At 36.7% G+C, this 11,814-nt stretch carries 9 protein-coding genes; 5 read left to right on the top strand and 4 right to left on the bottom strand.

Annotated elements, in window-relative coordinates:
• Positions 1-17: 17 nt before the first annotated feature.
• The 3 genes from ACFO7M_RS05060 to ACFO7M_RS05050 are packed head-to-tail and all read left to right on the top strand — an operon-like array spanning position 18 to position 2,976.
• On the top strand, positions 18-1,889 hold the full coding sequence (locus tag ACFO7M_RS05060; RefSeq protein WP_379717450.1) for an Nramp family divalent metal transporter: 1,872 nt from the start codon (positions 18-20) through the stop codon (positions 1,887-1,889).
• 3 nt (positions 1,890-1,892) lie between these two features.
• Entirely contained in the window at positions 1,893-2,546 is a 654-nt protein-coding gene (locus ACFO7M_RS05055; RefSeq protein ID WP_379717452.1) for a metal-dependent transcriptional regulator, read from the top strand.
• Between the two features lie 37 nt (positions 2,547-2,583).
• Positions 2,584-2,976 carry a lipoprotein gene (locus ACFO7M_RS05050; RefSeq protein ID WP_379734378.1) on the top strand — a complete coding sequence of 131 codons (393 nt, stop codon included), beginning with the start codon at positions 2,584-2,586 and terminating at the stop codon, positions 2,974-2,976.
• Here ACFO7M_RS05050 and ACFO7M_RS05045 read toward each other — a convergent pair.
• The 4 genes from ACFO7M_RS05045 to ACFO7M_RS05030 all read right to left on the bottom strand — a co-directional run bounded on the left by ACFO7M_RS05045 (position 2,973) and on the right by ACFO7M_RS05030 (position 6,181).
• Positions 2,973-3,098, bottom strand: coding sequence for a FeoB-associated Cys-rich membrane protein (locus ACFO7M_RS05045; protein WP_379734376.1), 126 nt, complete (start codon positions 3,096-3,098; stop codon positions 2,973-2,975). The genes ACFO7M_RS05050 and ACFO7M_RS05045 overlap by 4 nt on opposite strands.
• Positions 3,095-5,197 carry a ferrous iron transport protein B gene (feoB, locus tag ACFO7M_RS05040; RefSeq protein ID WP_379717458.1) on the bottom strand — a complete coding sequence of 701 codons (2,103 nt, stop codon included), beginning with the start codon at positions 5,195-5,197 and terminating at the stop codon, positions 3,095-3,097. Before feoB ends, ACFO7M_RS05045 begins: the two co-directional genes overlap by 4 nt.
• Complete coding sequence (locus ACFO7M_RS05035; protein WP_379717460.1) at positions 5,197-5,436, bottom strand: FeoA family protein; 240 nt, start codon at positions 5,434-5,436, stop codon at positions 5,197-5,199. Before ACFO7M_RS05035 ends, feoB begins: the two co-directional genes overlap by 1 nt.
• A gap of 76 nt (positions 5,437-5,512) precedes the next feature.
• Entirely contained in the window at positions 5,513-6,181 is a 669-nt protein-coding gene (locus ACFO7M_RS05030) for an SCO family protein (protein WP_379734375.1), read from the bottom strand.
• 124 nt (positions 6,182-6,305) lie between these two features.
• Between ACFO7M_RS05030 and ACFO7M_RS05025 the strand changes: the two genes are divergently transcribed.
• On the top strand, positions 6,306-9,704 hold the full coding sequence (locus ACFO7M_RS05025; RefSeq protein WP_379717464.1) for a T9SS type A sorting domain-containing protein: 3,399 nt from the start codon (positions 6,306-6,308) through the stop codon (positions 9,702-9,704).
• A gap of 1 nt (position 9,705) precedes the next feature.
• On the top strand, positions 9,706-11,778 hold the full coding sequence (locus ACFO7M_RS05020; protein ID WP_379734373.1) for a M13 family metallopeptidase: 2,073 nt from the start codon (positions 9,706-9,708) through the stop codon (positions 11,776-11,778).
• Positions 11,779-11,814: the final 36 nt, after the last annotated feature.

Raw genomic sequence — 11,814 nt, 5'->3', positions numbered from 1 at the left:
AACCAATTATAAAAGAAATGAGTAAATCGTTAGAAGAAGTACACGAATCGGTTTCGACACAAAATAAAACTTCCCTATTTAGAAAAATACTAGCCTTTTTTGGTCCAGCCTACTTAATAAGTGTCGGCTATATGGATCCGGGGAACTGGGCGACCGATTTAGCTGGCGGTAGTCAGTTTGGTTATGCTTTACTTTGGGTTTTATTGATGAGTAATATCATGGCATTGCTTTTACAAAGTTTAAGTGCTCGATTAGGAATTGTAACGCAGCGTGATTTAGCGCAGGCCTCTAGGGAAACCTATTCCAAGTTTGTCAATTACATTTTGTACTTTTTAGCAGAAATAGCTATTGCGGCCTGTGATTTGGCAGAAGTATTAGGAATGGCCATCGGTTTGAACTTATTGTTTGACATTTCGCTTATCAATGGCGTTTTCATCACCGTTTTAGACACTTTCTTGTTGTTGTTTTTGATCAACAAAGGCATTCGAAAAATGGAAGCTTTCATTATTGCCTTGGTAGCCATCATCGGTTTTTCATTTGTATTTGAGATGATATTTGCACAACCTGAAGTAGGCAAAATTATTTCCGGTTTGGTTCCTTCTATTCCAAATGATACTGCCTTATACATTGCTATTGGAATTATTGGAGCTACTGTGATGCCGCACAACTTGTATTTGCATTCTTCTTTGGTACAAACCCGAAAATTTGATCGTAGTAAACAAGGTATCAAACAAGCATTAAAATACAACTTTATTGATTCTACCATTGCGTTGAATTTGGCCTTTTTTGTGAATGCTGCCATTTTAATTTTAGCTGCCGCTACATTCCATAAAAACGGTTATTTTGAAGTCGCTGAAATACAGGATGCGCATCAATTATTAGCGCCATTGTTGGGAACCAAATGGGCGCCTGTTTTATTTGCGGTAGCCTTGATTGCAGCGGGACAGAGTTCGACGATTACAGGAACACTAGCCGGGCAAATTATTATGGAAGGCTATCTAAATCTTCGAATTCAACCTTGGGTTCGACGCATTTTAACCCGATTAATTGCAATAGTACCCGCTGTCATTGTCATATCAATTTTCGGAGAAAGTGTAACCGGTAAGCTACTTATTCTGAGTCAGGTAATTTTAAGTTTACAATTGGGTTTTGCAATTATACCATTAATCCATTTTGTGAGTGACAAATCCAAGATGAAAGGATTTCACATTAGTAAACCAACTCAAATTGCTGCATGGATAATTGCCACTATTATCGTTTCATTGAATGCTAAATTGGTGTTTTCGGAAATTGTTGGTTTATTAGAATCTTCGGAAAACCCAACAATACTTTGGTTTACTGTAGTTCCTTTAGCAATTGGTTTTTTACTATTGCTTTTGTACATCGTATTCAAACCCTTTATATCAAAATCCAAAACCGACCTACTCAATCATTCGCCGCATAATTTAAAATTACATTTTTCGCCATCAGCCAGTAATTCAAAAAAAGACATTGCTATTTTGGTTGACTTCTCCAATGCTGACGAAGCGGCAATCAATCAAGCATTTGAATTGGGTGGAAAAGAAGCACAATATTCGTTAATTCATGTTGTTGAAACCGTTGGAGCCATGATGTATGGTGAACATATAGAAGACTGCGAAACCTCTATAGATGAAAAACTATTGGAAGAATACAAACAAATGCTTACTGAAAAAGGTTTCCATGTGAATACCATTTTAGGCTTCGGCAAACCGAACAAAGCCATTTCAAAGATTATCAACGAAGGTACTTTTGATGTTTTGGTAATGGGAACTCACGGTCATACCGGCCTAAGCGATTTACTTTTTGGAACGACTGTTGATCGTTTACGCCATCAAATTTCTATACCTTTGTTCATAGTAAAGAAGTAAAGCATGACATTTTCAGAGGAGAATTATCTAAAAACCATATACCATTTGACGACGCTACTCGATTCGGAAATCAGTACCAATGCGATTGCCGAAAAGATGGAAACGAAGGCATCATCGGTAACCGATATGCTAAAAAAATTAGCGGATAAGAATTTGGTCAATTACAAAAAATACCAAGGCGTTTCGTTAACCGAAAAAGGATTGCATTCGGCCAAAATGATTGTCAGAAAACATCGATTGTGGGAAGTGTTTTTAGTAGACAAGTTGGATTTTCCATGGGATGAAGTACATGATATTGCAGAACAATTGGAACACATCAAATCAGAAAAGTTAATCAATAAATTGGATGAGTTTTTGAACTATCCGACAGAAGATCCGCACGGCGACCCCATCCCTAATGCCGACGGAATGATTGTTAAAGTAGAAAAACAATTGCTTTCCGAGTTATCCGAAAAACAAATAGGCGTTTGTGTGGGAGTAAAAGACACTTCTTCAGAATTTTTACAGTATTTGGACAAACAGGAAATTGCTTTAGGTTCTAAAATTGAAGTACTTTCCAAAGAAAGCTTTGATTTGTCATTACGAATAAGAGTCAGTCACAAAGAACTGATGATTTCCAATAAAATAGCCGCCAACCTTTTTGTAAAAAAAGTGTAATTTGTGAATCATTTATGATTGCATAAAAAAACATTCTATGAAAAAGTATTTACAATTTTTTACAAGCGCTTTATTACTTGCCGGGTGTGCCACTGCACAAAACGACAACATTATCAACCAGAAACTAGATTCAAAAAAAGACAAGGAAATTGTATTGGTAAAAGTCATCAATGACTCAAGATGCCCACAAGGAGTGCAATGCATTTGGGCAGGCGAGATCACCTTTGAAGCGGCAGCCTTCGAAAACGGAAAATTAATTGAACAGACCCAATTAACAATAACGCCCAATAAAGAAAAACAAGTAATTGAATGGTTTGTCAAACATTTACCGGAAAGCAAAACGCCTTTAAAAGAAATTAGCATCTCTCCTTACCCGAAACAAGATCAGCAAATTGATCCGAAAGATTATTATATTCAATTAATTTATTAGTGACAACCGCAATCGTTGCCGCAATTCTTATCGTTCTTCTTCTTCTTTTTGAAAAAGAATTTCTTAACCAAAAAAGCAATGGCTATTGCTAAAAGTCCAAAAGCTATAATTTGTTGTATCATTTTAGTAATTGATAGGCGATTAGACAGACAACATAAGCAAATCCACTCATAAAGAACAGCTGAACCATTGGCCATTGCCATGAGTTTGTTTCTTTTTTAGTAATCGCCAAAGTCGAAATACACTGCATCGCAAAAGCATAGAACAACAGCAACGACATACCTGTAGCGAAATTGAAAATTTTATCTCCAGTTACCGGATGCACTTCAGCTGCCATTTTCTTTTTTATGGTTGTCTCTTCATCTGAATGACTTCCCACACTATAAATTGTAGCTAGCGTACCCACAAAAACTTCACGTGCAGCGAAAGAACTTACTACGGCAATTCCAATTTTCCAATCGTAACCCAAAGGTTTAATAACAGGCTCAATACTTTTACCCACAATTCCGATGTATGAATTTTCCAATTTATAAGAAGCCACTAAGTCGTCTTTATCACCACTAATTTTTTTATTTTGCAATTGGGTCGCTATAATTTTTTCGGCGTTATGAAACGTAGCATCAGGGCCATGGGAACCTAAAAACCAAAGAATAACAGACAAAGCCAATATGATTTTTCCGGCACCAAAAACGAAAGATTTAGTTTTTTCTATAACGTTAATGGCCACATTTTTAAACATTGGCACTTTATAACCTGGCATCTCAACAACAAAATAACTGTTGGATTTAATTCTGAGAACTTTGTTCAGAATATAGGCTGAAAAAATCGCCATACCGAAACCTAGCATGTAAAGCGTCATTAATGTCAATCCTTGCAGATTAAATATACCAAACAATCGTCTATCAGGAATGATTAATGAAATCAGAATAGCATATACGGGTAATCTTGCCGAACATGTAGTGAAAGGTGTTACCAAAATAGTGATTAATCTTTCCTTCCAGTTTTCAATGTTGCGGGCAGCCATAATCGCTGGAATAGCACAAGCAGTACCCGAAATTAAAGGCACTACGCTTTTGCCACTAAGTCCGAATCGGCGCATGATTTTATCCATCAAAAACACCACGCGACTCATATAACCACTTTCTTCCAATACAGAAATAAAGAGAAACAAGAAGGCAATTTGCGGAATAAAGATGACGATACCACCCAATCCCGGTATGATCCCTTCGGCAATTAAGTCGGTTAATATTCCTGGCGGAAGATTATTTTTAGCGTAAGAACTAAGCGTTGCAAAACTACCATCAATAAAATCCATCGGAACACTCGACCAATCGAAAATGGATTGAAAAATAAGCATTAAAATTCCGAAGAAAATCAAATAACCATACACTTTATGCATCAGAATACGGTCCAACTTACTGCGAAGATCTTTGGCCGTACTTGTGTTGATGGTTTGTCCATTTTTGAGTACTTCGTTGATAAACTGATAGCGTTTAATCGTTTCTTTATGCTGCAATCTTTTTAATTCGTCTTTCGATTTGGTAAACGAAGGATTGGGTAATTCTTTTCGGTCTAAATTTACAAAATTGACATCCTGTGTAATTACCAACCAAAGTTTATACAACAACTGATTTGGGAAAGCTTTGCGAAGATTACCAAAATAAACCGGATCAATTTCCGAAGCATTCAAACAAGGTTCGGTTGGTAAGTTTTTATAATTGATGATAAGGTTTTTCAAATCTTCAATACCTTCTTTTTTTCTAGAACTGGTAAGAGCAATTTTGGTTTTCAGTATTTTTTCAAGGTATGGAATGTCCAATTCAATCCCTTTGTAGGACATTCTATCAGCCATATTAATCACTAAAATGGTAGGGATTTCCAAGTCTTTTATTTGAGTAAAAAGCAGTAAATTTCGCTTCAGATTCTCGACTTCGGTAACCACAATGGCCACATCTGGATAGTCTTTATCGTTTTTGTTGAGCAATAATTCGATTACCACATTTTCGTCCAAAGAACTTGCATTCAAACTGTAGGTTCCTGGTAAATCAAGAATAGTTGCTTTAAGATTGGAAGCCAATTTACAAACGCCAACTTTCTTTTCAACGGTAATTCCGGGATAGTTTCCTACTTGTTGATTTAAGCCTGTCAGTTGATTAAACACCGAAGTTTTTCCCACATTAGGATTACCAATAAGTGCTATGTTAATATTCCCAACTTTCATTATAGGTTTTCATTAGGAATTTGCACTATAATAGCTTTAGCCGTTTCAATACGTATTGCTAAATGAGAGTCATTGACATTCAAATACAAAGGATCTCCGAAAGGAGCCACTTGAAGTAATTGCACCTCGTTTCCAGGCAAGCAACCCATTTCCAATAATTTTAAAGGAACTAAATCGATGTCAAAATCCAGTATGATTCCTTTTTGGCCAATTTGTAGTTGTGCTAAATTAACTTCCACTTATTTAGATTGAATTAAGATTGCAAAAATACTAATTAAAACGATTCTAAATATGATAAATATCAAACAACTGAAATTATTCTTTTTCAGCTAAAAATAGAATGTCTTGCAATAGCTTCTCAACCTCTTCTTTTTTAGTACCGTCATAAAATCCACGAACGCGTCTTTTCTGATCTACTAAAACAAAATTTTCGGTATGCACCATATCGTACATTTCTTCTGGTCTACCCGTTTTTACAGCTAAATACGATTTTCGGGCTATGTAATAAATGTCCTTTTTATCTCCTGTAACCAAATTCCATTTTGCGTCAAGTACTCCATTTCTTTGCGCATATTCTTTTAATACTGGTACGCTATCAATATCTGGGGTTACAGAATGGGAAAGCAACATTACTTTTGGATTATTCTTAATCTGATCCTGGAGCCACGCCATATTGTTAGTCATTCTCGGACAAATAGTGGGGCAAGTGGTAAAAAAGAAATCAGCTACATAGATTTTACCTTCATAATCCGTTTGGGTGATTTTCTTTCCATTTTGATTAAGGAATGAAAAATCTGCAATATAATGTTCGTTCGCAATATGCTGGATCGTTGTATCTACCAATTCTGGATTTACCATTGACGGAGTGTAAATTGGCAGGGTTTTTTTAGGTTTTAAAACAAAATAAAATAGGACGATACAAAGAATTGAAAGCAAACTTAACGTTACAATAAAGGTCTTGTATTTTCTTAATTGAGAAGTCATTCAAATGAATTTTTATCAAAAATATTAAAAATCAATGGCTTAGTTTCTTTGTTGTAAGAAAAAACAATGTTAAAATTTTCCTATTACAACAAAACATTTTTATTTTTGGCAAAACTAAACCAAAATGAAAAAAATCTACCAGTTAACCCTAATTATTTTAGGTTCATTCTCCGGCTTTTCACAATACAATGACAAAGCTCCTTGGATGCAACCAAATAGCACCGCAAAAAAAGAACAAACATTTAACGATATTGTATCCGCTTTTAATACCTATTGGGAAGACAAAGATCATAATACAAAAGGCTCTGGACATAAGCCATTCAAACGTTGGGAAAACTATTGGCAGAATCTAGTTAAAGAAGATGGAACCTTGATGTCTTCGGAAGATCTTTGGAAGGCTTGGGTACAAAAAAACAATTCCAAAAATGCTCGTCTTGCATTACCAACAAGCAACTGGACTCCAACTGGACCTTTCACACATACCAATACAGGATCATGGTCTTCTGGTCAAGGCCGCGTAAATTTCATTTGCGTAGACCCATCAAATCCAAGCACAATATACATAGGTGCGCCAGCAGGTGGCCTTTGGAAATCGACTAACAATGGTTCTACATGGACAGTACTAACCGATAATTTACCACAAATTGGTGTTTCGGGGATTGCTGTAGATTATTCCAATCCAAACACAATTTATATTGCTACAGGAGACAAAGACTCAAGTGATACTAATTTTGCCGGTGTATTTAAGTCTACAGACGGAGGAACAACCTGGACCAATACTGGAGCGCTTTCAGGAACAACTCTAGCCGGTGATTTATTTATCCATCCAACAAACAATCAAATTCTTTGGTGCATTACCAATTCAGGAATTTTCAGAACAACAAATGGAGGTACCTCATGGACGAATGTTAGAGCGGGTAATTTCGCACAAGGATCATTGCGATTAAAACCTTCAGATCCCACAACAGTATATGCTGTAGATGGCGATAATTTTTACAAAAGTACCGATACGGGAGCAACCTTTACAATGAACACTGGTGCGGCTGGTTTACCAGCAGCATCTGGACGACTAGTAATGGATGTTACTCCTGCCAATTCAAACTATATTTATATTTTAAGTTCAACTACTGGAAATGGTTTTCAAGGCATTTATCGTTCCGTTGACAGTGGGGCTACTTGGACAAAAACCGATGTAACCACTAATGTTTTAGAATCAACACAATCTTGGTATGATTTGGCTTTAGCCGTATCTTCTACCAATGCAGATGAATTGTTTACTGGATGCTTAAATGTTTGGAAATCTACCGATGGTGGTGCAACAGCCGTAAAAGTAAATAACTGGAGTTCCCCTTCAAGTGCAAGTTATACCCACGCAGATATTCATTATTTGGGTTTCTATGGGAATCGCCTTTTTGCCGGAACAGATGGAGGGATTTATGTTTCTTCTAATAGTGGGGTTAATTTTACCAGCTTAACTGCAGGATTACAAATCAGTCAATTCTACAAAGTAGCAGTTTCGAAACAATCTTCAGGTAAATTAGTGGGTGGACTACAAGATAATGGTGGACATGCCTACAGTGGTAGTGTTTGGAAAAATTATTATGGCGCCGATGGAATGGATACTGGTGTTGATCCTAATGACAGCAATAAATTCTATGGTTTTATACAATATGGCGGCACAATGTATATTAGTAACAATGCCGGAAATTCAAACTCGTCTAGTGTAAGTGCTCCTGCTGCAGAAAAAGGAACCAATGATGATGGAGGAAATTGGGTAACGCCTTTGGCGACCAATTCTGCTGGAGAAATTTTTTCAGGTTACAGTAGACTTTACCGACTTAATGGTAGTGCATGGACACAACAATCAACGGGTACAATAGGAACAGGTGATATTGAATTGGTTGCGGTAGATCCAAGCAATGACAATACAATGTATGTTTCTAATGGAACCCGATTGTACAAGAGTACTGACAGAGGAGTAACATTTGTGAATACATATACAGCTGGTTCTACAATAACCTCTATCTGTGTAAATTATTCAAACAGTAACATTGTCTATTTAACTACATCGGGCACAGGTGGACAAGCTCAAAAATCGATTGACGGCGGTACGACATTCACGAATTTCTCAACCAATTTACCAGCTATTGGAAAAAATGTAATCAGACATCAAGGAAGAAACACGCTTAACCCACTTTATTTGGGCACCACGCTTGGTGTGTATTACCGTGACGATTCTATGTCGCAATGGGAACCTTTCGATATTAATTTGCCGAACGTTCCGGTAACCGATTTAGAAATTAACATCGAAGACAATACAATTACAGCAGCAACTTACGGAAGAGGAATCTGGCAATCGCCAATACCTGTAGAAGTACCTGCCAACGATTTGAAATTGGTTTCAGTTGATGCACCTTCAGAAAGCATTACCTGTAATGGGACTATTTCACCACAAATCAGTGTTAAAAACAGTGGTACAAATCCCGTTTCTAGTGTAGATATTACTTATGAATATAATGGTACACCTCAAAATTTGACTTGGAACGGTACAATTGCACCTGGAGCAACTCAATCCATTACAATTCCAAGTTTCGTCGTTGCATCGAAAGGTATTTATACACTGAATGTTACTTCAACAATTGTAAGTGATGCTTATTCAGACAACAACAAAGGGAAAACCAAATTTTACGTGAACGATTCTGGAACAATTGGATTGGTAAACACGTTCGAAACCACTCCTGAAAATTTATTAACGTATACTGAAGGAAGTACTTCAAGCCAATGGCAAAGAGGTGTAAATACCAATGGTGCATTAGCAACCGGAACTAACAATGTATATACAACCAACTTTACAGGAAATTATCCAGACAATACGAAAGCCTATCTGATTTCTCAATGTTACAATTTAACGAACGCAACTAACCCTTTAATTAAATTCAAATTAGCTTATAATTTAGAAAACAATTGGGATGTTGTTTATGTTCAATATTCTACCAATTTTGGACAAAATTGGAACTTATTAGGTAGTCAAGGCGCCAACTGGTACAACAGCAACAGAACACCTGCAACTTCAGGCACTGATTGCAACAATTGTCCTGGTGGTCAATGGACTGGAACTGACAACACGCTTAAAACTTATTTTTACCCACTAAATACCCTTGTTGGGCAATCTAATGTAATATTCAGAATTGTTTTTCATACCGACGAAAGTGCCAATCAATTAGGAGTAGTTGTCGATGATTTTGTAATTGAAGGAACACTTGCCAATGATGATTTTGAGTTACAGAATGTTAGCATCTATCCAAATCCTTCTGATGGTATTTTCTCGATAGCTTCCGGAAATAAAACGATAGATAAATTGGAAGTTTACGATTTAAGCGGAAAAATAATTTTCAACAGCAAAAATGTAACAAATTCAAATTTTGAATACTCATTAGACTTGAGTGCTGTTGCCAACGGAATTTATTTCGTAAAAATAACTTCAGCCAACCAAAGTACTGTTAAACGAATTATTAAAAATTAGTATGAAAAGACCAACTCAATTTGGCTTATTGGCCTTACTATGCTTCACAGCTTCGCAAGGTTATGCACAAGACAGCAAGCTGGATATCAAAAAACTTAACACCAAAAACCCAGGAATCGATCTTAGCTTAATGGATCGCTCTGTAAAACCCGGTGATGATTTCTTCCGTTTTGTAAACGGAGCTTGGTATGAAAAAACCGAAATTCCTGCCGACAAAACCCGCTGGGGAAGTTTTGACGAATTACGTCAAAATACAGATAACGATGTTTTGGCCATTTTAAAAGAAGCGGCTTCTAAAAATTTAGATCCTAAATCGGATCAAGCAAAAGCGGTAAATGTATACAAAACGTACATGGATACTGTTACCAGAAATAAAAAAGGAATTAAACCTTTAAAACCGTATTTAACAAAGATTAATGCCATCAAATCAGTCAAAGACATCAATGCTTTAATTACTGAAATGACGCCGGAAGGTGGTATTGGGTTCTATACAGCCGGTGTTGGACCGGATGCTAAAAATTCGAATCGAAATGTAGTTTACATCGGACTAGGAAGCGTTGGTCTACCAGACAGAGATTACTATGTATCCGAAGATAAAGATTCTAAAGAAAAACGCGATAAATATGTAGCTCACGTGGCTAGAATGCTAACATTTTTAGGAGAAAAACCGGAGGTGGCTCAAAAAAATGCAGAAAAAGTATTAGCGCTAGAGATTGAGATGTCTCGCCCTCGTTTGGATCGCGTTCAACGTCGTGACCGAAGAAATACCTATAACCCTATGACAGTTGCTGATTTGCAAAAATTAACTCCATCTGTCAATTGGGAGAATTATTTACAAGGTATCGGTATCGGGAAAGTAGATTCTTTGGTGGTTTCTCAACCAAAATATATGACTGCTTTAGAAGATATTTTCAAAGCAAATAAAATAGAAGATTGGAAAGCCTATTTACGTTGGACTTTAATTAATAAATCAACAGGTGTACTTACCACTGATATTGAAACTGCCAATTGGGAATTCTACAGCAAAACATTGACAGGCGCTTTAAAACAACGTCCTCGTGAGGAAAGAGCTTTACAAGTTGTTAATGGAACTGTTGGAGAAGCTTTAGGAAAGTTATATGTTGAGAAAAAATTCCCAGCTGAAGCTAAAGAAAAAGCTAAAGCAATGATTGACAATGTTTTCCTTGCTTTTGAAAACCGTATTAACAATTTACCTTGGATGACACCAGCTACACGCAAAGGTGCAATCGAAAAATTACGAAAATCTACTGTAAAAATTGGATATCCTGACAAATGGAAAGATTATTCAAAACTAGAAATTATTGCTCTGGACAAAGGAGGAAACTACTATGACAACATGAAAAATGTTGCTCGTTGGGGATTTGCCGAAAATGTTGCTGACCTTAAAAAGCCGGTAGACAAAACTCGTTGGGGAATGTCTCCACAAACAGTAAATGCTTATTATAACCCTTCGTACAACGAAATCGTATTCCCAGCTGCAATTTTACAGCCACCATTTTACGATTACAAAGCTGATGAGGCGGTTAACTATGGAGGAATTGGTGCAGTAATAGGACATGAAATTTCTCACGGATTTGATGATTCTGGATCGCGCTACAACGCTGACGGGAATTTAGTCAACTGGTGGACTGAGGATGATTTGAAACAATTTACTGGATTAGGAGGTGCTTTAGCTGATCAATATTCTGCATTGGAACCACTTCCTGGAACTTTCGTGGATGGTAAATTCACTTTGGGTGAAAACATCGGTGATTTAGGTGGTGTTAATGCTGCTTATGATGGTTTACAATTGTACTTAAACAAAAACGGAAGACCAGCAGACATTGACGGGTTTACACCGGAGCAACGTTTCTTCATTTCATGGGGAACAATTTGGCGTTCGAAAATGAGAGACGAAGCGGTTAAAAACCAGGTAAAAACAGACCCGCATGCTCCAGGTATTTATCGTGCTTATGTACCACTACAAAACGTTGACACTTTCTACCAAGCATTTGGTATCAAAGAAGGTGACAAATTGTATGTAAAACCTGAAAACAGAGTTAAAATCTGGTAATTTATACAATACTGTACTAAAAAGGCGCTGTTATAG

This window comes from Flavobacterium sp. GCM10023249, assembly GCF_042653365.1.
Taxonomy (GTDB): domain Bacteria; phylum Bacteroidota; class Bacteroidia; order Flavobacteriales; family Flavobacteriaceae; genus Flavobacterium.
Note: the sequence above shows the minus strand (reverse complement) of the source record. Positions and strands in the feature narration are given on the sequence as shown.

Coding starts and splice junctions, on each gene's coding strand:
- ACFO7M_RS05060 (WP_379717450.1), top strand. CDS start 18: ATGAGTAAATCGTTAGAAGAAGTACACGAATCGGTTTCGACACAAAAT.
- ACFO7M_RS05055 (WP_379717452.1), top strand. CDS start 1,893: ATGACATTTTCAGAGGAGAATTATCTAAAAACCATATACCATTTGACG.
- ACFO7M_RS05050 (WP_379734378.1), top strand. CDS start 2,584: ATGAAAAAGTATTTACAATTTTTTACAAGCGCTTTATTACTTGCCGGG.
- ACFO7M_RS05045 (WP_379734376.1), bottom strand. CDS start 3,098: ATGATACAACAAATTATAGCTTTTGGACTTTTAGCAATAGCCATTGCT.
- feoB (WP_379717458.1), bottom strand. CDS start 5,197: ATGAAAGTTGGGAATATTAACATAGCACTTATTGGTAATCCTAATGTG.
- ACFO7M_RS05030 (WP_379734375.1), bottom strand. CDS start 6,181: ATGACTTCTCAATTAAGAAAATACAAGACCTTTATTGTAACGTTAAGT.
- ACFO7M_RS05025 (WP_379717464.1), top strand. CDS start 6,306: ATGAAAAAAATCTACCAGTTAACCCTAATTATTTTAGGTTCATTCTCC.
- ACFO7M_RS05020 (WP_379734373.1), top strand. CDS start 9,706: ATGAAAAGACCAACTCAATTTGGCTTATTGGCCTTACTATGCTTCACA.